A 25,888-nucleotide genomic window follows, 5' to 3' on the forward strand; every position below is an offset into this window, starting at 1 on the left:
CATAATATATTGTTTTTATTTATTATATGATGCAGGATGGGGGAAATTTCCATAAATTAATTGATAATACGTCATCATCACCTGTATATTTATTCAATGAACCATACCCTAAAATGGATACTTATTACCGCCGCAATCCTCGTGTTTTGTAATTTTCTCATCCCTGTAAATATATATAGCTCAATGCTGTATTTAATTGTGCTTGCGGGCGCAGTGGCTATTACAGTAGGTGTGGTAAAGGTATTGTCGGGGCTGTTGTTAAAAGACCTTAATGCCGCAGTTGCAAATCCCGAATTATCCGAAGAGGAACGCAAAGCCGCAATTGCGAATACCTACAATCCATCCGGCTGTGTTATATTACCGGTAATGCTGGTGATATTTTTCGCAGCCGCCTCATTGCTGATATGGCGGGAAATAGACATGGAAAAAACCGAGCTTGAAACTTATGGCCGGATTGCCGAAGCAACGGTAAAAAACGGAAGTTCGTTTTCAAGCCGAAAGTTTGATTTTTCGAACCTGGTGCTTGGCTTTAAAACCGCCGCTGGCGATTCGGTATTTACTAAATATTCTGTTTCGGCAAAGCAATTCAGCAATTATTATAAAAACCAAACGCTTCCCGTAATTTACTCGTCGCGCTACCCGTCTATTTTAAAAGTAGCAACAACGCAGGAAGAAATAGATAAGTATAACAGGCGCCATTGAACAAAGCACACACTATTTTCCCGCCATTGCCTCCAGCTTCCTTATACTCTTATAACAAATATAAAGCGGCATAATCCCAAATACGCCAAAGCAACAGTCAATCACGCTCCAGTAAACGGGAATATGGCGGATTGGCCCGGCAATAAATGCCAGCGGCAAAACCATTACGCAGGCTATCATACCGAATTGTATTACCCAGATATTTTTTACCGGGTCGCGCAGGGGGCCGATGAAAGTGGTGGCAATAACTATGTGGCCAAATGCCAGCCAGTCGGTGCCATAGGCCAGCCAGGGGTAACGGATGTTGGTATCGTGTACAGCGCTATAAATAGTTGCAATCCAATGCGCCATAAAATCCGGGAAGATCGATGAATGGTTGACCATAATAGCCAGCTCGGTTTCTATCGGGAAGGCGGTAACGCCGCTCAATACCAGGCCGACGATAAATATCCAAACCCAAATGCGGATGCGTTTTCGTAATTGCTGCTCGTTCATGGCTATAAAGCTACGCAAGTTTCAACTTTTTTAGCCATGCCGCATTTGCCGCAGCGCTTTGCAGCGGCGTTTCATGGAAAAAGCGGGATTGCTCCACAAAAAAATATTCCATGCCATTGTCCAGCCCGGTTTTAAGCAGGTGCAGGTAATTGATAATACCCGTGCCCAAATCGCAAGCCGATTCTTCTTCGCTGCCTTTGGGCAAACGCACTTTCAGCACATCGCGCATGTGGCAAAGGCGGAAACGTGGCGCATGTTTTTTGATATAAGCCTCCGGGTTTTGTCCTTCAGTAACGGTATAATAAAAATCCATCTGGAAGTCAACGAGCTCTTTATCCGTACCTGCAAGCAGCACATCAATTGGCAACTGCCCGTCCACCGGTTTGTAAGGATAATCGTGCGGATGATAGGCAAATCTTAAACCATTCTTTTTACAGATGGTGCCGTAGTGGTTAAACTCCTCTGCTATGCGTTTAAAGTCATCGATGCTTTTTTGCGGGCCCTTCCATGGGTAAATTAAATATTTCATGCCGATTTCAGCAGCTTCGGCGGCCAGCTTTTCGTACCCTTTGCTGTCGCCAGCGTAGTGGGTGGATACAAGTGTTAAACCGTTATCCTTAGCCAGTTTGCTGAAATCTCTATTGCCTATTCCCCAAAATACGCCCTTATTGCCGCCGTAGCTTTCAATTTGGGTGTAGCCCATTTTGCCGAGTTGCGCTAAAGTACCGGGGGTATCTTTCTCCATATCCTCCTTAACCATGTACAGCTGTATGCCCATGCCCGGCAGCTTGCGGGCAAAGGGCGCGGCAAATAATTCACTTTTCAGCAGTGGTGCTGATAGGGCTAAAAGGCTGGCGTTTTTTAAGAAGGTTCGTCTGGTGGTCATGGATATTCTGATTAAATATAAAAGTATGTTATTTCGAACGACAGTGAGAACTATCTTTTGAGCGAAGCGAAAAAATCTTTTGCGCCTTGCTTTTCCGCCCGCTTAACGCTTGTACAAGTTTTCTCACTGTCGTTCGATGACATCGTGGGGTACGCCCCAGGTTAAACCTTTACAATCACTCAACACCCCCTTAGCTACCTTTGTGTTTTACAATTACCATGAACACAAAAAATATCCGCCTTAGCGTGCTGGACCAATCGCCGGTTCGCAAGGGCGTTACTGCTGAGCAGGCGGTTAAAGAAACCATCGAGCTTGCAAAATATACCGACCAGCTTGGCTATACCCGCTTTTGGGTATCTGAGCACCATAATACCGGCAGCCTGGCAGGCTCAACTCCCGAGGTACTGATGGCTTACCTGGCGTCGCAAACCACCAATATCCGCATAGGGTCGGGCGGGGTGATGATGCCAAACCACAGCGCGCTAAAAGTTGCCGAAAACTTCAGGATGCTGGAGGCGCTTGCCCCCGGTCGCATTGATTTGGGGATGGGTCGGGCACCGGGTACCGACAGGCTAACGGCATCGGTATTAAACCCATCAAACCAGTTTCGCGAGCAGGATTTTATTGAGCAGTTGTACGACTTACGCAACTTTTTCCATGATACCGGCGAGCTTGGAACGCCTGTGGGCCGCATCCGTGCTATCCCGCAGGTACAAACCGTGCCCGATATGTGGTTGTTGAGTTCGAGCGGACAAAGCGGTTTGTTTGCTGCGCATTTTGGCATGGGCCTTTCGTTCGCGCATTTTATAAACCCCTTTGGCGGTCCCGAAGCAGTTAAGCTTTATCGCGAGCGTTTTGAACCATCCGAAGACATGGCAGTGCAGCAGGCCAACGTGGCCATATTTGTATTTTGCTCGGAAGATGAAGAGAAAATACGCCGGCACCAGGCGCTGATGGATTACCGTTTTAACCAGTTTGAAAAAGGCGCAGGCCTTAGTCCGGTAAATTACGACGACATCAAAGATGTTGAATACTCGCAAGGCGAACTCGACCGTATTAACTACAACCGTGCCCGCGTAATAACCGGCACCCCCACCGAAATAAAACTAAAGCTAAACTGGCTGGCCGAAGATTACAAAGTGGACGAAATCATCGCCGTTACCATTACCGAATCGTTTGAAGACAGGCTGGAAAGCTACAGGTTGCTGGCCGAGCAGTTTGGGTTAGGCAAATAAAAATCCGTTTTGTCATTCTGAACGCAGTGAAGAACTATTTCTTGAGCGCAGCGAAAAATCTTATACAGTCGACAGGTTGCCGCCATACCTGTCCGGCGTTTATATCGCGCGTAGAAGATTCTTCACTGCGTTCAGAATGACAAAGTTTTTTTGAGTTTAAAAATACTACGCCAACTCCTCTTCATAATTCTTTATCGCTCTTTCTCTGTCCAAAGTATTATACAACCTTTCCGGTATTTCGGCGAGGGTTGATGGATGGACATTGTCGCCCAGGCTGTAAAACTGCTGAAAGCTCATGATGAGCGGTTTCCATTTGTCGGGGTCAACGCGGTTTTCGTGGCCGTCCATTAGTATGGATTCTTCGAGGTAAACCTTTTGTATCCGCAGCTCGAAGGTCACTATTTTTCCGCGCTGATCGGGGTCGCCTTCGGCAAGTCCGTGTACGGCTTCAACAACGGCTTCCATTTGCACGGGGCATTCTTGTATGCGGGGTGCATCTACCGTGTCGCCCCTCTGCTTGGTAAGGCCGGCTATGCCAAATTTATCTTCTTCAAAACGATATCCTTTTAACAGTTTGCCTTCGGGAACAGGGTTTGTGCCGGTTGTTTTGGCCAAACGGTTTACGGCTGCAACTTCGTTTACCGATGGCAGGTTTAACACGCACTGGCGGTTGCGCATCAAATTATGTGTTGTTTTTGAAGCGGCGGCCAGCCCGATAACACACCGCCAGCCTAGCCAGAAGATAGACGACATTGGCGCAAGGTTATCGGTTCCGTTTTCGTTTTTTGTGGCGATAAGTACCACCGGGGTACCAAAGTAAAGGATTGATGGTTGGCTTGTAATATGCATGGCGAAATAATTTGTTTGTTATAATTACATAACAAAAGTACCAGCGGTGCATGGGCCGGGAAACCCGATTCTTGCTCACATTGCAAGGAAGGAGAAGGCTATTTTTTAATGGTGAGTTTTTTAACCGTATACCCCAGGTTACCGTTCATATCCGTCCCCTCAACAATCATGGTATAGGTTGACGCACTACCGGCCGAATAAAACGACACGCTTGCTTCGCCGTTGCTATCGGTAACTATGTTGGGCTCCCAGTTAATTGTCGAGCGTAAATCGGGTATTTTTCCGATGGCATCCTTTACCAGGTATTTGGGTTTGTAAAATTGCTTTGGCCAGCTTATGGGCAAAGGTTTATACAGGTAAACACCGGGCGTATTGTCTATTATTGGCCCATGGCCCGAGCGGGTGGTTATTTCGATAAATGCTACGCTACCTAATTGGCATTCTGGACAAAAACGACGGTAATAACTCAATGCATTTTTTGATGTGGTCATCACTTCAATCCCTTTTATATCTTCCGCAGTGTGGTTTTTAAGATAGGCTATCACATCGTCAGTAGTATCCGGATGAATCACTGTCCTTAAATCATACCCATCTATTATAAACCAGGATGCAAGCCCATCAACCGCGTAATACGGGACCCCCTTCTTATATTTCAACCGGAATCCATTTACTTTTTCGAGCAGCACATCCAGGAATGTTTTCTTTCCCTGCTTTTCTACTTCTTTTTCGTCAAGCACTATATCGGCATTGCCCGGCCCGTTTAAATTTTGCGAATCTTTCACAATTTTTTTTGCGGTGATTTTTACTTCTTTTAAAATATGGCCGCCATCCGGCGCGTATTCTTGCTGTTTGGCCACTTTGTTTGTTTTGGTATAATTAAGCAAAGTGGTATCGCTGTTAACATACCAGGGCGCCAAAGGCGGAAATTCTGATTTTGCATAGTCCGGCGGTTTTACTTCATCAATGTTGACAATTACATTAAAGCTTTTACCCCGTTTGTTAACGGCCTGCACAATAAACACCGGCGTATCAACGCGGGGGAAACGGGTAAATGAGAACCGGCCATCGGGGCCGGTAAGCGTATCTTTAATAATCTGCGGACTTTTGGAAAGGAGCAGCACCTGGGTGCCTTTTAAATTTTTGTTGAATACATTGGTAATACGACCGCTAACTTTCAATTCCGGTTCGGCTTCAAATTTTGGCGGTTGTTTTAAGTCGTAACTAACCCAGCCTTGTGTAAGCAGCAGGTTATCCAAATCGTTCCAAACAGCCGGCTTATTTGCCGAAAAATAATAGCCTGGCTGTTCGATATATCCTCTTATATCCGAAGTAAGCAAAAAGCGCGACAGGATATTTTCGCTATTCAAACTATCTGCTTTTACCTGCGCATCATCAGTAACAGCCATTGAGAAACTGCCTGTAACCGGCTTTCCACTCGCATCAGTTATTTTTAATTTTATGCCGATACTGTCGCGGGTATCATAAACAGTTTTACCGGTATTTAGGCTGATGCTGAGGTTATCATCGTGGTTAATAAAAACAAGGCGCTCGTTTAAAGGCGCTTCTTTCGTTGTCATCAACACAAAATGGGCAATACCCGACGGGAACAAGCTTTTGGCAATTTTTTTAGTTAGATACCTGCCGTCATGAAAACCCACAACCGCCGCATAGCAGACGATACCCCTTGCTTTACCTATTAAAAAATAACTGTTGCCGGCGGCGGCGATATCGGCCGTTGCGCCTATCACCACGTCAAGCGAATCGCTTTCGCCGGTATTGGTTACATGTAAAACGGTACCCGAACTTTTTACAGCCGGCAGCTGAACGGTTTTAACTATACCGCCCGGAAAAATGATCTTAGCGGTATAAGTTTCGCCAGGCACTACATCTAAGTTGAAACTGCCCATACCGTTGTGGGTAGTCGTAAGCCGTGAGACCGGCACTTGATTTTGATTAAATATGCCGCCGGATATGTCGATACCCCTGCCATCTTCGTCAATTGCTTTAAACCCGATTTTGGATACTGTACCAGCGACCAGGTTGCCCCCCTCGGGCATAAATTGAATATCTGCATTTTCTGCCCGGTTTAATGGGATGGGGATAATGGCCTTTTTGTCTTTTGTGTCGCTGGTGGCCACAATTGCTAAGTTGGATGCTTTTTCGGGTATACTGAAGTTAACATCCAATGCGCCATCAACCCCCGTTTGCAGCTTTTGGTTATACAAGCGTTTGCTGCCTGCTATAACCTGCAATTGCAGCGGCTTAACTGCATAAGCCGTTTTATTAATATCGCTAAACAGCAGCTTAACATTTGCCGTGCTTACGCCATTTGCAGTTGTTTCCCCTATAGTTGAATTTACCAGTAAGCTGCTTTCGCCCGCATTGCTGATGTAAAACTGTTTGGTAAAAAAGCCGTCGTCGCCATAATTGCGCATCCAGGTGGTATAGGCCTTTAGGGTATAGGTGCCCGCCGTAAATTCTTTATCGCTTAAGCCAATGTTGCCCCAGGTTAAGCCTTCGCCAACCGGGAAACGGTATTGTTTGACCACTTTGCTGCTATCGTTCAAAATATCAGCATAAATAAACCCGCTTTTTACCGACGGCACCAGGTAGCTGGCATTCAAAAGGTAGGCCTTAAACCATAGCGTATCGTTGAGGGCGTAATAAGGCTTATCAAATTGCAGGTAAAGTTTTTCGATGCCTGCTTTTTTATTCAGACTATCGGATGTGGCGGCGATTTTTAACAGGATAGTGTTTAAGTTGAGCCTTTTGTCACCGGTTAACGTGCCGGACATTGAATTGGGGCTGGCATTAAATTGCGCGACACAAATAGCCGGCAAAACAACCAAAAGCAAAGCAGTTAAAATGCAATGCCTGGTTTTATACATTACAGGTACACTTTTATTATCCAATTTAAAAGCAGTTTAAGGGTTATGCGGTATAAGGCCGGGCCGGTTTATAATTAGTACTAATCTAGGCAATTTCCGTTTGATTGTGGCCCGCGTCTGTAAGTTCCGCATCAAAACATTTATGTTAAGCAACTAAAGCGCATATTTTGTACGTATATCATACAGCTATACAATAATTTAGGCTGAACGGCATTAATTAGGCTTAATATTTTTACTTTTAGGTTCTGCAAAACATAAAGCAGTAAATTTTTCGTTATCCAATTTAATATTCACAAGGTATACAAATAACACATGGGGAAAGTGTACGCAGGATGTCGCCCGCTGATTGTTGGGGGATTGATTTTAACATTGATGATCGCATCCTGTAAAAAGGATAACAAAGTTACACCGGTTGTGCCCAAGGCAGTACCTATTGCTACGCTCGGACTGTACGAGGTACAAAGCACCATATACCGCCGGGTATTTATAGGCGTATCGGTAGGTACAGTAGCAAAAGTATATTATACCGTATTTGATACCGGCTCATCAGCCATGACGATGGATGCCGATGGCCTTATACCGGCCAACTTGATTACTACCAATGGCTTCACCATAGCCGGCGACTCACTGCTGGTGAACGGCATTACGGTGACCAAAAAAACCGCCACCCTAACTTATGGCGATGCTACGGCAGGGATTAAAGAATACGGAAACCTTGCCTATGCTACATTGACCATTGGCGACGAAAATGGCTCAACAATCACCAAGCGCATTCCGTTTTTCCTGTATTATAAAGCGGTCGACACACAAACAGGCACAAACCTGGGCACGCACGAAAATGATGTTTTTGGCGTAGGCCCCAATACCCGTTTCAGCAATTTAAGTATTGCCAGCCCGATAAGCTATTTCGATATGAAGGATGGGCTAACACAAGGGTTTAAACTATCGAAGTTTGACGTAAATAAATACACCTCAACCGGGACCTTTGTTAAAGATTTGCTGACCATAGGTTTAGTGCCCGATGATATCAGTTCTTCTTCAGGTTTTGTGATGCACAATCTTACGCAGACGACGGCGGGATATTCTCCCAATATACCGGCATCAATTACATTTAATGGTAAAACGATTCAGGGAACGCTCCTGTTTGATACCGGTACACCGGCGTTTGCCAACATTGAAGACCCCGGTGCCACGGCAAACCAAACGCAACTGCCTGCCAACTCCGTGGTGAAAATAACCACCGGCTCTGGTTTTAGCTATACATACACCACCACCAGCGACTATAACTTAACGCAGGTTGATAACCCCAACTTTACCAAAGACCCGCGCACTATATTCAGCATCGACTTTTTTAACGATAACGAGTTTTTGCTGGATTATACCAACCATAAAATTGGATTGAAGAATTAATCTATCAACACTTTGATCTGGCGAAGAAGAATGTCTTTGGGAACGATCAGGTCATATAGCCCCGAAAACGCACTGAATTGTGTTTGTTGTCGAGCTAACATCTAAAAGGCTTCAGATTACCCTTTTACGATACAAAAAAGGAGTAGAAAAACGATGCTTTCTGCTCCTTTTCTCATCCATCAATACTAACAGACTTTTTCAGTACCCTTCGTAAAAACGGGTCACCTTTTTTATTGCCGTAATAAAATGGTACAATAGTATTAGTCGCCAATTGATGGATTGTTTAATTTAGGGTGTTTATATTTTTTTGGATATGATAAAACGGCTAAGCTGCCTTGCGCTAATAATATTGGTTTATAAATTTTCATTGGCTTCAACCAAAGGCGATGCACTCAAATTTTATAGTGCCGATAATTCCAATATCCGTTACGTGGGCCGCGTCGATTTTTCAAACAAGCTGAAGCCGCGTATTTGGGCGCCGGGCGTTTACATACAGGCAAACTTTAAAGGTACCCAGTGCGAAATTATTTTGACCGATGAAGCGCTTGGCGGAAATAATCTCAATTACCTGGAAATTGTTATTGACGGCAACAAACCGTATCGCATACAAACCACCGGTAAAGAAAATGTAATAAAGGTACCAGGAGGATTACCTGACGGTGAGCACACTATTTTGATTTGTAAAGACACAGAATCGAATATTGGTTATATCGATTTCGTAGGGTTTAAGTGCGAAAAGCTGTTGCCCTTGCCGGCCAGGCCCAGGCGAAAAATAGAATACTTTGGCGACTCGATTACCAGCGGCACAGGTATGGATCAATCGGCACTCCCCTGCGGCAAAGGCCAATGGTACGACCAGCACAACGCCTACATGAGCTATGGCCCGCGCACCGCCCGCAACCTCGATGCCGACTGGCAGCTTACCGCCCTGGCGGGTATTGGCCTGGTGCACAGCTGCTGTAATTTAAAAGTGGTGCTGCCCCAAATAGTTGATAAGACTTTTATAGTGGCCGATTCTATCACCTGGAATTTTAAAAATTACCAGCCCGATGTGGTGACCATTTGTATAGGGCAGAATGACGGGCCGCAACAGGATTCGACCTTTTATTGCAGTACTTATGTAAAGATGCTAACTGCCATGCGGCAGCATTATCCCAGGGCTGATATTGTTTGCCTGAGCAGCCCCATGGCGGATGCAACCTTAACTGCAGTATTACAGCGTTACCTAACCGGCATTGTGGCGTATATGAATGCTAATGCTGATAAAAAAGTGTCGAAATACTTTTTCTCCCGCCAATACCATAACGGTTGCGGCGGACACCCGGATATTGATGACCATAAACTGATTGCCGATGAATTAACGGCGTATATTAAGCAGTTGAAGAATTGGTAGAGACACAATACGTTGTGTCTCCCTCTAATCATATATAGTTCGGAGACGTAAAGCATTGCGTCTCTACGGGTTAATCCTTCTTTATAAAATTGCCGTTTTCGTCAAAAATCAGGTCTTTGCCTTTTATTTCGGCTTCATACATGGTTTTGCCTGCGGCATCGGTTACTTTGCCTGCCTCCTTAATTTTTGCCCCGTTATAATGGGCCTTAATGTAGGGTGCAATGCTTTTTGGTAAGTCGCTTACCGGAATCGCCTTTACAATTTCAATAAATGCACCCGTTGGCGTAAACATTACCGAATTATCCTCACCCGATTTACCCCCCCAGTTGGCTTCGTAATTGCCTTTTTCTTTTTCCCAGCTAACTTTTGCAGCAGCGGGATATTTCTTCATTAAGGCCTCTTTTACCACTGCAGGTACGTCCTTAGTTTTTAGATCCTGCGCTTTAAGATTGCTCGCTACGGCCAAAATAATGGCGGCTAATACTAATGCTTTTTTCATGATTAATTGGTTTATTTTATCAATAGTAGCCAGTTAATCTGTAGAAAGGTTGGTTGTTCTTTGTAGAAAAATTGGATTAACCTCTTCTTCAAAGACGCAAAGTATTGCGTCTCTACGATAAAAATGGTCAAACACGGGTTATTATCGTTATCTTTATCAAAATCACCGTGCTCATGATCCTGTTCTCCAGAAGAAACTTACATTACACCGACTATAAATGGACTGCGTACGCGCAAAACGATCCGCATGTTAACGGCAAGCCGGATGATACACTTTTTAACAAGGAAGAAGGCAACGAGGTTGTTTACCTGATAAACAAACTAATGATTTTTTGGGATTACCGCTTTGCCAATACCGGCAATAAGATGGAAAAACTCATCCACGATAAACTCCCCCCGGAATTAACCAAACAAGAAGAAGTGCAGGTTTGGCTGAAGGAAAATTTAAAATTCTAACCGGGATTCAGCGGATTTAACAGATTATTCCGCGATAAAGAAAGGAGCTGTGCAAGCACAGCCCCCTCCGTATTAAGACTTCATAATCTTTCAATAAAAATCCATCTAATCCTGTAAATCCCGGTTACCATTTATCGCCCCAGGGATCTTTTATATTATATTGTTTCAGTACCTCCGCCGGTACGCCATCCCATTTGCCAGGGGCATTGCCAGCGTAGCCCAGGTCGTCGATGCCTATTTTGCTGGTATAAAAGCCTGAGGCAGTTAAATCGCGCATGCGATTGAAAAATGATACACCTTGTGCCATTTCGGGTTTTGCCTTTTTGGGGTAGGCAATTTCGGTAACCATTTCAATTTGCTGGCTGCTGCTTGCATCAACAAAAGTTTTACCATAACGGTTTAAACATTGCAGATCAAGCCAGCGGAGTCCGCCGCGCACAGGTGTTTGGTGATCGGGCATATCTTTTACGATAAACTCGATAAACGCCGGCACCTTAGCGTCAGATGCGCTACCTGAGCGGGCGTCTTTGGGGATAATAATATCGCCCAAAACGGTTATAGTAGCCATCTCGTGATCGGTAAAAAACTTGTCGGCATTAAGTTTTTTATCCCGCTCAATTTCAAATGGCTGGCGCCCGGCGTTGTCGGCAGCGGCGCCGGTATCCTTATTGTCTTCGGCTAACTTATTGTTATTGGGCTTACAGGCTTCCAGCAGCACCCCTGCCGATAATGTGCCTATACCTAAAGCCTTTAATGATTCGCGTCTGTTCATGTTGTTATAACTGATTAAACGTTAGTTTTTTTACGTTGAGATAAAATGTATTCGGCGGTACGCATGCTCAGGGCCAAAATTGTCCAGGTGGCATTTTTATCGCCCTGCTGTACAAAAGGCGCGGCGTCAACCACAAAAAGGTTTTTGCAATCATGCGCCTGGCTGTATTTGTTCAGTGCCGATTTCTTCGGATCGTCGCCCATACGCACGGTGCCCACCTCGTGTATAATCATACCCGGGGCCTCCAGACCGTAGCTGGTTTCTTTACCTGCCGGCGGGCCATAAATAGCGCCGCCCATATTATGCATTATCTCCTGGAAGGTATCCTGCATGTGTTTGGCCTGGTTTATTTCGTAATCGCTCCACTTGTAGTGAAAACGCAACACCGGGATGCCGAATTTATCAACCACGTTAGGGTCAATTTCGCAATAGTTATCATAACGGGCAATAGCTGTACCACGCCCAGCCATTCCGAAGCCTGTTCCGTAAAAACGGCGATAGTCATTCTTTAAGTCGGCACCAAAGCCACCGGCCTCTTTCATTTTACCATCTTTGCCTGGCACTACACCATTCATGTTTTGTATGCCGCCGCTAAAGCCGTAACCGGGCATATGGAGGCCTCCGCCAAACTCAATATGGTAGCCGCGCGGGAAGTTCAGTTTTTTATTGTCATAAACCCAGGGGCCATAAATATGTACGCTGCCCACGCCGTCTTCGTTATAGCGTTTGCGGTCCATCAATTCGGGCAGCCATCCGCCTGCGCTCGATCCGGTAGAATCGTGCAGGTAACGGCCTACTACGCCGCTGCTGTTTGCCAGTCCGTTAGGGTGCCTTGATGATTTTGAGTTGAGCAACAACCTGGCCGACTCGCCGGCGCTTGCGCCTAAAATCACCATGCCGCCTTTTACCTGGTATTCCTGCATATCATCTTTACTGATGTATGATACGCCTGTTGCAAGGCCGTCAGCATCGGTAAGCACCTCGCGCACCATGGCGTTTGGTATTACCTTTAAATTACCTGTCTTTATTGCCGGGATAACCAGGCACGATGATGACGAAAAATCGCCATAAATTTTACAGCTGCGCCCGCATTGCCCGCAGAAGAAACAAGCGCCGCGGTCTTTATTACCAGGCAATGCTTCAGTAAGTACTGAGCCACGACCAGCAATTACTTTTACGCCGGCCTTTGCCGCTCCTTTTTTAATATAAAGCTCATTAAGTCTTGGTTTCGGTGGCGGAAGGAAAATACCATCTGGTTCGTTCGGCAGGTTTTCAACCGTACCGTATACGCCAATCAAACGGTCGACTTTATCATAAAATGGTTTTACGTCTTCGTAGCTGATTGGCCAGTCGTCGGTTAAGCCGTCGATGTGATGACCTTTAAAATCATCCGGGCCCATCCGTAGTGATATGCGGCCCCAATGGTTGGTGCGGCCACCCAGCATACGCGAGCGGAACCAGTGAAATTCGGTGTTATCTTTTGTGGTATATGGCTCTCCTTCAATTTCCCAGCCGCCGTAGGCAGCGTCAAAATCGCCAAAGTAGCGGGTAGTGCCTGCACCGCGGCGGGCAGATTCGTACGGCCATTTAAGCTGCATGGAATCTTTCGCCGGGTCGAAAAACGGCCCCGCCTCCAACATTAAAACTTTTAAACCGGCATGGGCCAACACATACCCCGCCATACCGCCGCCTGCACCGGAGCCTACAATAATGGCATCATATACGGTTGACGACTTTTTTATTTGTATATCGTTCATTCTGATTAGTCTTAAGTCTTGAGTCGAAAGTCCTAAGTCGAAAGCACTCCTGACTTAAGACTTTCGACTCGAGACTAATTTTTCAAAGTTCTTTAATGGAAATATCTTTATATGAAACTACTGCGCCGTGGTCCTGCAGGGCTATATGTCCTTTAGGATAAGCAGCAAAACCTTTCCAGGTTTTAAATTTGCTACCATTCAACAACTCTTGCCACTCGGGGCTGCCAATTTTTACATCGATGGTTTTGGTGCCGTTCATCCAGAAGGTTAACTGACCCTTGTCTTTACGGATTTTTATTTTGTTCCATTCGCCGGCTGGTTTTGCAGCAGCGGATGCGGCTTTCATATCATATAACGCTCCCGCAAGGTGGTTGGCTTTTTTATTGTCTTCAGCGCCTTTATCATCTAAAACCTGCATCTCGATGCCCGTTAGATAAGTTGCCCCGAAAGATGGATCTTCGTGTATACCGAAAATAACCCCGCTGTTGCCGCCCTCGGCAATTTTCCATGTTAAGGTCAGCTCGTAGTTTTCGTATTCTTTATCGGTAACCAGGTCGCCCTGGTCAGGAGCCTTTGGGTCAAGCTGTAAGGCACCGTCAACAACTTTCCATGCCCCCGGGCCGGCTTTTAAATAGCTGTGCCAACCGGTTGTGGTTGTGCCATCGAACAATTTTGTGGTTTGCGCCATAAGCGAGCCGCTTATAACCGTGAATACCAGGGTACTTAACAGGATTTTTTTCATTTTTGGTTAATTTGTTTAATTAGATTGATGCGGCTGTATTAGCGTGTTCGTTTTTAAAACAAACGTATTATGATACGGGGCTATTACAACGGGTAGTAAAAATAGAATAAATTTCTGTTTGAGTGAAAAAGAGTGGGAAGATTGTTACAAGAGGGAGTCCGAAAGTCGGGAAAGTCCGAAAGACGAAGTCAAAGCGGCGATGAATCGATAATAACAGAAATAATCAGGCGGCAGTTGCAGCAAATAAAGCGTAAGAGCCAGCATAGTAAAGCGTCATGTCTACTAACTTTCTTCTTTCGGATTTTCCGGACTTAAGAAATTACACCTTGTGATAATCCTTCAACTGCTCCCTGGTTAACAGCCGGTATCGGTCTTTTAAACATTTGGCACAAAAATATCTCCTGACAGGGAGAAAAAACAACAAGTTACGCCCAACCCAATTCCGGGTTTTTTCAAAGTGATAAGGCGCATTACATTTAGAACATCTAAGTATCTTCTTCGGCATTTATATTGGTCTACTAACAAGCGGAGGGAGGCAAAATTAATCTTTTATAAGTGAATGTCCAATCAGTAATATTAATTTTACAATTCCCTATTGTGCAGGCGGTTAACAACCCAATAATTTGTTTTTATTTTTCAAGCATCAGTGCCAATAATTAACTTATTTTAATGCATGTAGTTAAATATCATTTTGTTATATTTGGTTAGCCCAATTCCACACCCTGTAACCAAACTATTATGAAAAAAGTATCAAACATCCTTGCCCGCAAGGGCAGTAATGTGATTGCCATTGATGGCGGCACAACAGTTTTGGACGCCTTAAAACTGATGGCCGATAAAAACATTGGCTCGGTAGTTATTACTGAAGATGGTGCCTATGCCGGCCTGCTTACTGAGCGTGATTATGCCCGCAAGGTGATATTGCAGGGGAAATCATCGCTGGAGACACAAGTTAGAGAAATTATGAGCACTGAGTTTCCGCGAATGATACCTGAGAATTCGGTTGAAACCTGCATGCACGTAATGAGCGAAAACAACCTGCGCTACCTCCCTATTTTTAGGGATAATAACATGTGCGGCATTATTTCCATCAGCGATGTGGTTACGGAAACCATCCTGTCCCACGAGGAGACTATTGAGCATTTGAAGAGTTATATACAGTCTTGAGAGAGTCAAGAAATCAAGAACCAAGAGTCAAGACCGAAAAGTCAAGAATTAAGACAAGCCTTACCCATTTTAAATCTTGATTCCTGACTCTTGGTTCTTGATTTCCTGACTCTCATCTCAACATAAACATACGCCCCTATATGCCTGAAACCAATGGCTGATAAAAGCCCCGAAAAGCCCAAAAACCGCTTTTATTATATCGACTTTTTGAGAGCGCTGGCAATTTTTGCCGTAATTATCCTCCACAACTCGGCAGATGCAGCCGGGCAATATGGTAAAATACCTGAGACTGACTGGCTTTCGGCAGCTTTTTATAATGGGCTAACCCGTTGCTGCGTGCCCATGTTTGTCCTGCTGAGCGGCGCCCTGCTGTTAAAACCCGACAGGGATGTAACAATTAAAGAACTTTTTCGCAAGCGACTGCCAAAGCTGGTGATACCACTGGTAGTTTGGAGTATTATTTACGAGGCATTTCAATTTTATACCGATAAAGGGTATGGCACATTTAACCTGCTTTCTGCATTAAAAACCTTTTACCAGGGGCCACTGGTTTTCCATTTTTGGTTTTTGTATATGATGATCGGGATATACTTGGTATACCCTATTATAAATACATTTATACGCGCGGCAACAAAAAGCCAGGTGCAGTATTTTATCGCAGTGTGGTTTATAACCAATTGCGTTTGCGGCATTATAGGTATAGCCACGGGCTTAAGCATCGCCGTTGAGTTAAACTTTTTTACGGGTTATATCGGGTATTTTGTGTTGGGTTATTATTTAAACAGCACCACGTTTTCTAAAAATCACTTAAGACTTATTTACAAGCTGTGCGTAGTTGCGTTTGGGATATCAATAGTGGGTATCATATCATTACAAACAGACCATATAAAAGGCTTTAATGACGTTATTGAAAGCGACTTTACGCCCGACATTCCTTTTGCATTAGCCGGTATTTTTCTGTTGATAAAAAATTACACCTTTAATTTTACCTCCACCTGGTGGCAAAGATTAGTTACTGAAATAAGCGCTGAAAGCTATGGGATTTATATTGTGCATGTGCTGTTTTTGCGGCTGTTGTTCGATAAAATATATCTAAACTTAGCCTTTAAAAACCAAAGCCTGCTTTGGATAGTGCCTGTTAAGTCGGTCGCAGTGCTGGGATTGTCATACGGTTTAACCAAATTGATACGGCTGGTGCCGTGGCTGAGGATGACTGTATGACTAAATGATTTAGCAGTATATCAGTGCTCCGCCTTTAAATCTGCGATATTGATCTCATAAATAAACCGCATACCGTTTTTGGTGGAGTGCAGCAGCTTATCAAATGCTTCGGCGGTTACTTTACCGCCGGGATACACGGGCCTTTCAGCATGTTCCCGGTTCGAGAGAAAGTACAGCGTTTTATCATCGCGCGATAGGCCCGGCGCGCCATCAGCGCCTGCGGTATTTACTTTGGGGCCGAGGTTTTGGGGTTCGGTCCACGTGGTGTCTTTTTTAAAGGAAACCCATAAATGGCGATTTGAGTCAGCAGGATAAATGGGAGAAGGAATACCAGCGCTTTCATTTGGGATTAATATTTTGAGCAAATAAAGGAATTAAGAGGATGGCTGTGTAACTTCTTCAACCATTAGGGTGCCTTTTTTAACGTTTAACGCCATAACACAACATTTTTTGCTACCTTGCATACCTCATCACCTATAAAAGTATAGTGACATTCAAGGATTTTAATTTTAACGGGGAGTTATTTGAAGGCATCGAAAGCATGGGTTTTATTACCCCCACCCCTATTCAGGAAATGGCTATCCCCATCATTTCCGCCGGTCGCGACATAATTGCCTGCGCACAAACGGGTACGGGTAAAACCGGCGCCTACCTTTTGCCCATATTGGACAAGATCGGTAGCACCAACCGGCACCATACCAGCACGCTTATTTTAGCGCCAACGCGCGAGCTTGCCCAACAAATTGATCAACAAGTTGAGGGCCTTGCCTATTTTACAGGCATCAGCTCGATAGCAGTTTTTGGCGGCGGCGATGGCAGCGCTTACGAACAGCAGCGCCGCGGTATACAAGCCAATGTAAATATCATTATTGCCACGCCCGGCAGGCTTATTGCGCACCTTACATCGGGCGTATTAAAGCTTAACCATTGCACTAACTTAATTTTGGACGAAGCCGACCGCATGCTCGACATGGGTTTTTCGGACGATATTATGCGCATCATCAGCTACCTGCCCAAAGAACGGCAGACACTGTTGTTTTCGGCAACTATGCCGGGGCGCATACGTACGCTGGCTAAAAAGATATTGAACAACCCTGAGCAGGTAAACATTGCACTGTCGCAACCGGCAGTGGGGATCGACCAGCAGATATACCGCGTGCACGATGCGCAGAAAACACCTTTGCTGCAATTGCTGCTTAAAAATGGGTCGTACGCCAGTACCATTATTTTTTGCTCGAGGAAAGAGATCGTAAAGTCGCTAACCCGCGAGTTGAAGCAGGCTAAGCTCAACGCCAGCGCCTTTCACTCTGATTTGGAGCAGAAGGAACGCGAGGAAATTTTATTAGCCTTTAAAAACAAACAATTGCCGGTTATCATAGGTACCGACGCCCTTTCGCGCGGTATTGATGTGGAGGGGATTGACCTGGTTATCAACTACGATGTACCTGGCGACCCGGAGGATTATATCCACCGCATTGGTCGTACGGCCCGCGCCGAAACAACCGGCACCGCCATCACCTTCGTAAACCACCGCGACGAACGCAAACTGAAAAACATTGAACAACTGATAGAAAAACCTATCCGCCTAATCGATGTGCCGGATGAGCTGAAGTCGATAGAGCAGGCTAAACAACCGGAACATGGCCCTAATAAACGCCCGCAGCAAAGGCGCTGGGGTAATAAGGGTAAGCCGAGGGGTAAGAGTTAAGAAATGCAGCTCACCCTCTTTGCGCTTGCGCAGAGAGGGTCGACGAGCGATCCGCTGGCTAGCGGACGGGGTGAGTCTACACCGCCGTGCATTCGCGCCAATGCATTGACGTGAACATCGCGCGCATATCGACTCACCCGGTCGTTGCTTCGCTCGGCCTGCCCTCTCTGCTTCGCGGCAGCCGGCAAAAAATAAAAAGATACTTTTTATGACAACACCCAAAAAACTCCTTCTTATCCTGCTGTTAACCCAATGCGGCATCGCGGCAGCACAAAAAAAAGAAACATCAGGCAACCCGATTGCCCAAGGCTGGTACGCCGACCCGGAAGCTAAAATTTTTGATAAAACTTATTGGGTTTACCCTACCTACTCGGCAAAATACGATGAGCAGGTTTTTATGGACGCTTTCTCCTCAACCGATCTGGTGCACTGGACCAAGCACCCCCATATTGTAGACAGCAGTTCGGTTAAATGGGTAAAACGCGCACTTTGGGCGCCGGCGGTAACTAAAAAAGACGACAAGTATTACCTGTTTTTTGGCGCCAATGATATTCATGATGACCAAAAGGAAATCGGTGGCATCGGCGTTGCCGTGTCAGACAATCCCGGCGGGCCGTTTAAAGATTACCTGGGCAAGCCGCTGATCGGTAAAATTTACAACAAGGCCCAGCCTATCGACCAATTTGTTTATAAGGATGACGATGGCCAGTACTATATTATATATGGTGGCTGGGGGCAGTGCAATATCGCGAAGCTCAATAAGGATTTTACCGGCTTTTTGCCCTTTGCAGATGGCGAAACCTTTAAGCGCATTACCCCGAAGGATTATGTTGAGGGCCCGGTGATGTTTAAGCGCAAAGGCAAATACTACTTAATGTGGAGCGAAGGCGGCTGGACAGGTCCTGACTATCGCGTAGCTTATGCAATTGGCAATACGCCGCTGGGGCCGTTTAAACGTATTGCTACTATATTAAAGCAGGATGTTAAAATTGCTACCGGCGCGGGGCACCACTCGGTGTTGAATGTGCCTGGTACTAATGAATGGTATATTGTTTACCATCGCCGCCCCCTTGGTGAAACCGATGGCAACCACCGAGTGACTTGTATCGACAAAATGTACTTTGATAAAAACGGGATGATATTGCCGGTAAAGATTACCAATGAGGGAGTTGCAGCGAGGGTGATAAAATAATAACTACATACCGGCGAAACAGCAGGATAAGCTGGTTTTTACCAAAAGTGCTGACACTAATTTGTCAGTACTTTTTGCGTTTTTAGGGGTAGCAGGCAGGGTAAAAAGTGCATTATTACTACAGAAACAAGCTTTTTAGCACTTTGCGGGGAACTGTTCCTGTTCCACCCTGTTCCTTATGTTCCACTGTGAACAGGAACGCAAAATCTATACCCAATGACGAACCTTACTCCTCCAATTCCCCCGCGGCAAAGGTATTTCCCTGTTTAATATCGCCGGTATCAAACCCCTTTTTAAACCAATAGGCGCGCTGGGCCGATGTGCCGTGGGTAAAGCTGTCAGGTTCTACATGGCCCTGGTATTGCTGCTGCAGGCGGTCATCGCCAATGGCATGGGCTGCGGTTAGTGCCGAGTCGATGTCCGGGCGGTTGATGACAATACCGCTTTGATTTTTTGCTTCATAATGCGCCCAAATGCCGGCATAAAAATCGGCCTGCAGTTCGAGTTTTACGGATAGCTTGTTATATTCCTTTTTGCTCATGCTTTGCCGTGCCTGCTCCATTTTTTGCGATACACCCAGCAGGTTTTGTACGTGGTGACCAACCTCGTGGGCAATTACATAAGCCGCAGCAAACTCGCCGGGGGCATGGAAGCGCCGCTGCATCTCGGTAAAAAATGAAGTGTCGAGGTAAACTTTACGGTCGGCGGGGCAATAAAAGGGGCCTGTTGCCGAACTGGCGAAACCGCAGCCCTGGGCATCAACGCCTTCGCTGTAAAGGTGGAGGGTTGGCTTAGTGTAAGTTCGACCCATGCTGCTGAAAATCTCCGTCCAAATATCTTCGGTACCGGCCAGGATTACCCGCGAAAATTTTTTCTGCATCCCCTCAGGTCCGTTGGTAACACGGGTATTTTGCTGTTGAGTGCTGTCGCCGCTGCTTCCACCGTTTAAGAGCTGGGCGGGGTTAACGCCTGTAAACAGGTAGATCAGCAGGCCTATAAAGCCGATGATGCCGCCTCCAAAAAACAATCCGCGACCTCCACCACCACTGCTGCTACCTTCTTCAACATTATCGCTTTCGCGTCCGCCAAACCATTGCATAACTATTTGATTTTATGTTAAGGGTTAACAGGGATTTGGGGAGATTGTTTACGGGGGATCTGAATCGGGATTAAATAGATTTTGCGATTAACGGCATGTTTGCATACCGGCATGAATAAGACGATTATCAACGGCCGCACCCTGATATAGACCGACGATACGTGGTCGCCAAAATCGCGGGCATCCTAAAATCTGTTTAATCCCGGTTCAGACAATTTATCCAAAAAGCTCACTGCTCAAATACCTGTCGCCCCTATCGCAGCAAATAAATACGATGGTGCCTTCGGTAAGTTCTTGTGCTACTTTTGCAGCTGCCGCCATTGCGCCGCCGCTGCTCATGCCTGCAAATAGCCCTTCTTCCCTGGCAAGGCGGCGTGCCATTTGGATGGATTCAGCTTCTGATATATCCAGCACCCTGTCGACACGCTCTGGTTCAAATATTTTTGGTAGGTATTCAACCGGCCAGCGGCGTATGCCGGGGATTGACGAGCCTTCGGTTGGCTGACAACCTACAATTTGAATGGCCGGGTTTATCTCTTTAAAATACCGCGAGTTTCCCATTATCGTACCCGTAGTACCCATGGCGCTTACAAAATGGGTGATCTGCCCTTCGGTGTCGCGCCAGATTTCGGGGCCGGTGGTTTTGTAGTGGGCTAGATAATTATCGGGATTGGCAAACTGGTTGAGTAAAAAGTAGCCATCGGTAGCGCCTTTTTCTTCCGCATAATCGCGGCAGATTTCAATACCTTCCAACAGTGTTACCTTGGCCCCGAATGCTTCCATAGTTAGTGTGCGCTCGCGGGTGGAGTTTGAGGGCATTACCAGCTCAATTTCCAGTCCGTACATGCTGGCGATCATGGCGAGGGCAATACCTGTGTTGCCGCTGGTGGCTTCAACCAGTTTGGTGCCTTTTTTAATGTCACCGCGCTCCAGGGCGCTGCGTATCATATTAAGTGCCGCCCGGTCCTTCACGCTACCGCCGGGGTTGTTCCCTTCCAGCTTGGCAAAAATGCGTACATTGGGGTTAGGGTTTAGTCTTTTTATTTCGGCCATTGGCGTGTTGCCAATTAAATCTATTATTCCAGCCATGGTATTTAAGTTTTATTTAGAGGTTCGCGCCTGCATAGTTTGTTACCTGTCGCCGTCTTGACTCACCCCGTCCGCTAGCTAGCGGATCGCTGGTCGACCCTCTCTGCGCAAGCGCAAATAGGGTGAGCTGCAATTTTTAATCTTTATTTTTATTCAGCACAACAAGCGCCGGTTTATGATAAACTGTCGAGTTTGGCTCCACACTTTTAGTCAGCCAAACGTTGCCGCCAATAGTGCTGTGGTGCCCTATTGAGGTTTCGCCGCCAAGTATAGTAGCACCGGAGTATATCACAACGTAATCTTCAACCGTTGGGTGGCGCTTTGTAAAAGCCATATTTTTGGATACGCTTAAGGCGCCAAGGGTAACGCCCTGGTACAACTTAACGTGCTTGCCAATAACGCAGCTTTCGCCAATTACAATGCCGGTGCCATGATCGATGTGAAAATATTCATCAATCTGCGCCGCGGGATGAATGTCGATGCCTGTTTTTGAGTGGGCGTATTCGGTCAATATCCGTGGCAACAGTGGTACATCATGCTGATATAATACATGCGCCAACCTGTAAAACGATATGGCAAAAAAGCCGGGATAAGTGCGAATCACTTCAAACTCAGTCCGAGCGGCCGGGTCGCCTTCAAAAATTTCTTGTATATCGGTATTCAGCAGGCGGTATACCTCGGGCAGCTGTTCAAAAACCGATTTTGACAGTTGGTCGCTATCGCAGTTTTCACAGGCTTTGGTGGCACTCATCACCAGGCAAAGCTCGTTACGCAGCCTTTTGAACTCATCCTTTAATTCGGCTATGGTGTGAAACTCCTGTTTGGATTGCTCCGGAAACAGCAACCGGATTACCTGCAGCGCCCAGGCAGCAATTTCCCTGTTTGATGCTACGGCCTCGGTTTTGTCGTGTTTATCAAACAATTGCCGGTAAAAATCTTCATTGGTCATTGGTTATTAATAATTGGTTGCATTCAAAATTTACTACGGGTGGCTTTAAAGGTAAAATAAATCTTTCCCTAAAACTATAGACTTAATAGTATATTTGAAATTACAAGTTTATATAAAATATTGTTGTTGGTTTGTAATTTTAGCGGTTAGAGACTGGTTATTAGAGATTAGTTGCGCAGCGACAACCTTTATTGCGGGAGACGTGATGCATCACTCCACAATTAAACCTTTTTTCAAATCTAATCTCTAACCTCAAATCACTAATCAACTTTTTTTTCAAATGTGTCAAACTTACACTATATTTACCATCACCAATTATTAAACCAATGAGTACCAGGAGATCGTTTCTTAAAACTTCGGCTGTGCTATCTGCCGGGTTATTAGTAGCCCCACAACTGTTTGCCTACGACAAAAAGTATATCGGCCTGCAATTATACACCGTTAGGGATGCTATGGGCGCCGACCCTGTTGCCGCGTTAGCCAAGGTTGCACAAATAGGCTATACTTCTGTTGAAGGCGCTACCTACACGGGCAGCGAAAAATTCTACGGGATGGATTCGGCCAAATTTGCTGCGCTTTTAAAATCCAATGGCTTAATAATGCCCAGCAGTCACTACCGTTTAGGTGAGGACAGCAAGGACATGAAGGGCACCATATTAAACGATTGGCAAAAAGCTGTTGACGATGCTGCCACCGTTGGCGTAAAATACATGGTTTGCGCATGGCTGTCGCCGGTAGAACGTGGTAAAATTGAACACTATAAAAAAATTGGCGGTGACTTAAATACCGCGGGCGAGATCTGCAAAAAAGCAGGTATACAGCTTTGCTACCATAACCACGATTTTGAATTTATACAGGAAGACGGCAAATATCCCTATGAGGCGTTATTGGCTGCAACTGATAAAGACCTGGTAAAAATGGAGATGGACCTTTATTGGGTAACCAAGGCCAACCAGGATCCGATAAAGCTGATCAATGAGCATCCGGGCCGTTTCCCGCTATGGCATGTTAAGGACATGGATAAAACCGAAAAACGCAATTTCACCGAGGTGGGCAATGGCGTTATCGACTTTAAAAACATATTCAAGCACGCTAAGAAGGCCGGTTTAAAATATTTCTTTGTTGAGCAGGATTCATGCCCGGGCAGTCCTTACGACAGCATTACCACCAGCATCAACTACATTAAGAGCAACTTGGTTTAAGATCTTTACAATCAATCAACTCAGGCCGGGTAGTTTAATTACGCCCGGCTTTTTTAATTAGCACGAATTTTTACGAATAAGTCGAATTTCACGAATTTTAAAATAGCGTGAATTCGATATAAGAACTCAATCCATTGAACTGCGGTTGAAACCAAAATAGTCAGCCATCGCCTCACCCTGCCCTCTCCAAAGGAGAGGGTTCTGAAAAGGAAATTTCGAGGAGCGAAGCTTCAGTCCTCTCCTTTGGAGAGGATTATTACATGAGGGCTTCGCCGTTTAGGTGAGGCGAAACGCGAACCCGTAGGTAAGCGCCACGGATTTGATAGTATGAATTCTTATATCTAACTCACGTTCAATTATTGCGAATTTGTATTCTTCTTATTGTGTAAAAACTTCGATGGTGTTAAGGTCGTTACCACCGCCACGGTTGGGCGCGCCTACGGCTATGTATATTTTGTTTTTGTAGACTATGGCCTGCATATCATGCCGGCCGGCTGCCAGGTGAGGGAGTTTTGTCCATAGACCCGTTTTGGTGTCAAAGGCTTCTGCCTCGTTGTGCGATGGTACCTGTGTACTGCTTTCGCCGCCCATAACAACCACCTGTTTTTTAAAGGCGACCGCCGTACCGCCACCCCTTAGCGTTGGCAGGTTTTGGGTTGAGAGCAGTGTTGTCCATTGGTTGGTTTTAAAATCAAAAACGTCAACTTCGGGGATGGTAAGTTTTAAAAGTTCGTTTGTTTTAACCGATGTGCGCCTGCCCGCTGCAAAATACAATTTACTGCCAATCACTACTGCATGTGCATGGTCGCGGCCGCGCGGGGCATCGGGCATGGTGCGCCAGGCGCCGGTTTCGGGGTCGAATTCATCCATCCAGGTCACGGTGCCATCATAGTGTCCGTCCTGTATACCGCCGACTAAGTAAAATTTATTTTTATAAATAACCGTGCCGCCGCCGCCGCGAAGTCGGCCGGCAGACATGGCGGGGCCTTTTTGCCATTCGTCGGTTTGGGGGTTGTAGATGTAAATATTCGCCAGCGGCGTTTCATGCGGGTAGCCGCCGGTCATGCCGCCTATTACATAAATCTTATTTTTATAGGCCACCGCCTGGAAGTGGTGCATCTCGAAAGGGGTGTTGCCCTTATGCGTCCAAACGTTTATCGCCGGGTCGAACACATCAACCGTTTTAATGCCGCGGCCACCAAGCAGGTAAAAATGATCGTTCACCTCCACAAAGCCGCAGTCTTCACGGTTAGCGGGTGTTCCCTGGGTAGTAATTATTTGCCAGCTGCCCGACGGGGTTTTGGTGGTATCCTGTGCAGGCAAGGTAAATGAGAACGCTGTTAAAACAACGAGGCAGGCGATAAATTTCTTCATGATAATTGGTTTGTTTAAAAATAGGATTTAATTATGGTTTAATAAATCGGCTTCTCCCTAATTCTTCGTATGTTACCATATGAAAATCAAAATTAGTTATGGTTTATTGTTAGCTGCTGTATTTTCGGTTGCAACATTTGGAAAAGCGCACGCCCAAGCCGAACAAAAAGAATTGGCAGTTGGCGATAAAATGCCGGCATTTGCACTTACCGACCAAAACGGCAAACGCTTTAACAGCGCCGATTATCTCGGCAAGAATTTCCTGGTGATTTATTTTTACCCGAAGGATGAAAGCATGGTTTGCACCAAAGAAGCCTGCCAGTTTAGGGATAGCTTTAATGATTTCACCAAAGCCGGCGCCAAAGTAATCGGCATAAATGCCGGTACAGTTGAAAGCCATAAGAGCTTCACCGACCATTACAAGCTGCCTTTTATTTTATTAAGCGACCCGGATAACGTAGTTTATCATAAATTCGGGGTGAAGAATAAAATGTTTATGACCGGCCGTCAAACTTTTGTGGTAGATAAGGAAGGCAAAATAGCGTTCACCTATACAGCCATGATGCAGGGCAAAAAACATGCGGATGATGCACTGGCATTTGTGAAGGGGCATAAGTGAGGTAGTTAATGGTTCATAGTTAATGGTAGCGGCAAACCCAGGCCTAAGGGCCCTGTAGCAACAGATGTTCATAGCTCAATGGGTTCCATCGCCTATAATCTAAATGCTATTGATAATATTTTGTGGCCATTAACTATTAACTTGCTATACACTACTTTTCCGGCTATGAACCATTAACTATGAAC

The 25,888-nt window shown here is 45.7% G+C and carries 24 protein-coding genes; 11 read left to right on the forward strand and 13 right to left on the reverse strand.

Translation table 11 applies throughout. The features are described from left to right. Window positions 1–96 precede the first annotated feature (96 nt). Complete coding sequence (locus tag Q0R52_RS07150) at window positions 97–702, forward strand: hypothetical protein (RefSeq protein WP_295793454.1); 606 nt, start codon at window positions 97–99, stop codon at window positions 700–702. 12 nt (window positions 703–714) lie between these two features. On the opposite strand, the gene Q0R52_RS07155 is transcribed toward Q0R52_RS07150, so the two are convergent. Further along, on the reverse strand, window positions 715–1,215 hold the full coding sequence (locus Q0R52_RS07155; protein WP_295793456.1) for a hypothetical protein: 501 nt from the start codon (window positions 1,213–1,215) through the stop codon (window positions 715–717). After that, a complete protein-coding gene (locus Q0R52_RS07160) occupies window positions 1,208–2,083 on the reverse strand; it encodes a sugar phosphate isomerase/epimerase (RefSeq protein ID WP_295793458.1) in 876 nt (291 codons plus the stop codon). Before Q0R52_RS07160 ends, Q0R52_RS07155 begins: the two co-directional genes overlap by 8 nt. Window positions 2,084–2,301: 218 nt before the next feature. On the opposite strand from Q0R52_RS07160, the gene Q0R52_RS07165 reads away from it, so the two are divergent. Further along, window positions 2,302–3,318 (forward strand): LLM class flavin-dependent oxidoreductase, encoded by a 1,017-nt coding sequence (locus tag Q0R52_RS07165; RefSeq protein WP_295793459.1) that lies wholly within the window; start codon window positions 2,302–2,304, stop codon window positions 3,316–3,318. Window positions 3,319–3,483: 165 nt separating this feature from the next. On the opposite strand, the gene Q0R52_RS07170 is transcribed toward Q0R52_RS07165, so the two are convergent. After that, window positions 3,484–4,167 carry a flavin reductase family protein gene (locus Q0R52_RS07170; RefSeq protein ID WP_295793461.1) on the reverse strand — a complete coding sequence of 228 codons (684 nt, stop codon included), beginning with the start codon at window positions 4,165–4,167 and terminating at the stop codon, window positions 3,484–3,486. A 98-nt stretch (window positions 4,168–4,265) separates the two neighbouring features. Further along, window positions 4,266–7,079, reverse strand: a complete 2,814-nt coding sequence (locus Q0R52_RS07175) for a hypothetical protein (RefSeq protein WP_295793463.1) — start codon at window positions 7,077–7,079, stop codon at window positions 4,266–4,268. Window positions 7,080–7,367: 288 nt separating this feature from the next. On the opposite strand from Q0R52_RS07175, the gene Q0R52_RS07180 reads away from it, so the two are divergent. Together Q0R52_RS07180 and Q0R52_RS07185 are read left to right on the forward strand one after the other, a co-directional pair. Continuing rightward, window positions 7,368–8,465: a hypothetical protein gene (locus Q0R52_RS07180; protein ID WP_295793464.1), complete on the forward strand. Its 1,098-nt coding sequence runs from the start codon at window positions 7,368–7,370 to the stop codon at window positions 8,463–8,465. Window positions 8,466–8,778: 313 nt separating this feature from the next. Further along, entirely contained in the window at window positions 8,779–9,858 is a 1,080-nt protein-coding gene (locus tag Q0R52_RS07185) for an SGNH/GDSL hydrolase family protein (protein ID WP_295793466.1), read from the forward strand. 70 nt (window positions 9,859–9,928) lie between these two features. On the opposite strand, the gene Q0R52_RS07190 is transcribed toward Q0R52_RS07185, so the two are convergent. Then, the gene (locus tag Q0R52_RS07190) at window positions 9,929–10,357 is read right to left on the reverse strand and encodes a PepSY-like domain-containing protein (protein ID WP_295793467.1); all 429 of its coding nucleotides are present in this window, start codon (window positions 10,355–10,357) and stop codon (window positions 9,929–9,931) included. A 173-nt stretch (window positions 10,358–10,530) separates the two neighbouring features. Between Q0R52_RS07190 and Q0R52_RS07195 the strand changes: the two genes are divergently transcribed. Beyond that, window positions 10,531–10,812, forward strand: a complete 282-nt coding sequence (locus Q0R52_RS07195) for a hypothetical protein (RefSeq protein WP_295793469.1) — start codon at window positions 10,531–10,533, stop codon at window positions 10,810–10,812. Between the two features lie 124 nt (window positions 10,813–10,936). On the opposite strand, the gene Q0R52_RS07200 is transcribed toward Q0R52_RS07195, so the two are convergent. The 3 genes from Q0R52_RS07200 to Q0R52_RS07210 all read right to left on the reverse strand — a co-directional run bounded on the left by Q0R52_RS07200 (window position 10,937) and on the right by Q0R52_RS07210 (window position 14,083). Next, a complete protein-coding gene (locus Q0R52_RS07200; protein WP_295793471.1) occupies window positions 10,937–11,584 on the reverse strand; it encodes a gluconate 2-dehydrogenase subunit 3 family protein in 648 nt (215 codons plus the stop codon). 14 nt (window positions 11,585–11,598) lie between these two features. Further along, a complete protein-coding gene (locus Q0R52_RS07205; protein ID WP_252790182.1) occupies window positions 11,599–13,341 on the reverse strand; it encodes a GMC family oxidoreductase in 1,743 nt (580 codons plus the stop codon). Between the two features lie 82 nt (window positions 13,342–13,423). Then, window positions 13,424–14,083, reverse strand: a complete 660-nt coding sequence (locus Q0R52_RS07210) for a DUF1080 domain-containing protein (RefSeq protein WP_295793480.1) — start codon at window positions 14,081–14,083, stop codon at window positions 13,424–13,426. Between the two features lie 738 nt (window positions 14,084–14,821). Here Q0R52_RS07210 and Q0R52_RS07215 point away from each other — a divergent pair. Further along, window positions 14,822–15,250: a CBS domain-containing protein gene (locus Q0R52_RS07215; protein WP_295793484.1), complete on the forward strand. Its 429-nt coding sequence runs from the start codon at window positions 14,822–14,824 to the stop codon at window positions 15,248–15,250. A 153-nt stretch (window positions 15,251–15,403) separates the two neighbouring features. Further along, window positions 15,404–16,471, forward strand: a complete 1,068-nt coding sequence (locus tag Q0R52_RS07220) for an acyltransferase family protein (protein WP_295793486.1) — start codon at window positions 15,404–15,406, stop codon at window positions 16,469–16,471. Window positions 16,472–16,491: 20 nt separating this feature from the next. Here Q0R52_RS07220 and Q0R52_RS07225 read toward each other — a convergent pair whose 3' ends face one another. Next, the gene (locus Q0R52_RS07225; protein ID WP_295793488.1) at window positions 16,492–16,836 is read right to left on the reverse strand and encodes a hypothetical protein; all 345 of its coding nucleotides are present in this window, start codon (window positions 16,834–16,836) and stop codon (window positions 16,492–16,494) included. 122 nt (window positions 16,837–16,958) lie between these two features. Here Q0R52_RS07225 and Q0R52_RS07230 point away from each other — a divergent pair, with 122 nt between their 5' ends. Together Q0R52_RS07230 and Q0R52_RS07235 are read left to right on the forward strand one after the other, a co-directional pair. Continuing rightward, the gene (locus tag Q0R52_RS07230) at window positions 16,959–18,179 is read left to right on the forward strand and encodes a DEAD/DEAH box helicase (protein WP_295793489.1); all 1,221 of its coding nucleotides are present in this window, start codon (window positions 16,959–16,961) and stop codon (window positions 18,177–18,179) included. A 208-nt stretch (window positions 18,180–18,387) separates the two neighbouring features. Then, the gene (locus Q0R52_RS07235) at window positions 18,388–19,371 is read left to right on the forward strand and encodes a glycoside hydrolase family 43 protein (RefSeq protein ID WP_295793492.1); all 984 of its coding nucleotides are present in this window, start codon (window positions 18,388–18,390) and stop codon (window positions 19,369–19,371) included. Between the two features lie 226 nt (window positions 19,372–19,597). On the opposite strand, the gene Q0R52_RS07240 is transcribed toward Q0R52_RS07235, so the two are convergent. The 3 genes from Q0R52_RS07240 to epsC all read right to left on the reverse strand — a co-directional run bounded on the left by Q0R52_RS07240 (window position 19,598) and on the right by epsC (window position 22,508). After that, window positions 19,598–20,470 (reverse strand): neutral zinc metallopeptidase, encoded by an 873-nt coding sequence (locus Q0R52_RS07240; RefSeq protein ID WP_295793494.1) that lies wholly within the window; start codon window positions 20,468–20,470, stop codon window positions 19,598–19,600. Between the two features lie 216 nt (window positions 20,471–20,686). Beyond that, window positions 20,687–21,559 carry a cysteine synthase CysM gene (gene cysM, locus Q0R52_RS07245; protein WP_295793496.1) on the reverse strand — a complete coding sequence of 291 codons (873 nt, stop codon included), beginning with the start codon at window positions 21,557–21,559 and terminating at the stop codon, window positions 20,687–20,689. Window positions 21,560–21,695: 136 nt separating this feature from the next. Beyond that, window positions 21,696–22,508 (reverse strand): serine O-acetyltransferase EpsC, encoded by an 813-nt coding sequence (gene epsC / locus Q0R52_RS07250; protein ID WP_295793498.1) that lies wholly within the window; start codon window positions 22,506–22,508, stop codon window positions 21,696–21,698. Between the two features lie 326 nt (window positions 22,509–22,834). On the opposite strand from epsC, the gene Q0R52_RS07255 reads away from it, so the two are divergent. Beyond that, a complete protein-coding gene (locus tag Q0R52_RS07255) occupies window positions 22,835–23,710 on the forward strand; it encodes a TIM barrel protein (protein ID WP_295793500.1) in 876 nt (291 codons plus the stop codon). 378 nt (window positions 23,711–24,088) lie between these two features. Here the strand turns inward: Q0R52_RS07255 and Q0R52_RS07260 are convergent, their stop codons facing one another. Continuing rightward, complete coding sequence (locus tag Q0R52_RS07260) at window positions 24,089–25,084, reverse strand: kelch repeat-containing protein (RefSeq protein ID WP_295793501.1); 996 nt, start codon at window positions 25,082–25,084, stop codon at window positions 24,089–24,091. A 79-nt stretch (window positions 25,085–25,163) separates the two neighbouring features. On the opposite strand from Q0R52_RS07260, the gene Q0R52_RS07265 reads away from it, so the two are divergent. Continuing rightward, window positions 25,164–25,703 (forward strand): redoxin domain-containing protein, encoded by a 540-nt coding sequence (locus Q0R52_RS07265; protein WP_295793503.1) that lies wholly within the window; start codon window positions 25,164–25,166, stop codon window positions 25,701–25,703. The last annotated feature ends 185 nt before the right edge of the window (window positions 25,704–25,888 follow it).

Origin of the sequence: Mucilaginibacter sp. (assembly GCF_025359345.1) — a bacterium.
Taxonomy (GTDB): Bacteria; Bacteroidota; Bacteroidia; order Sphingobacteriales; family Sphingobacteriaceae; genus Mucilaginibacter.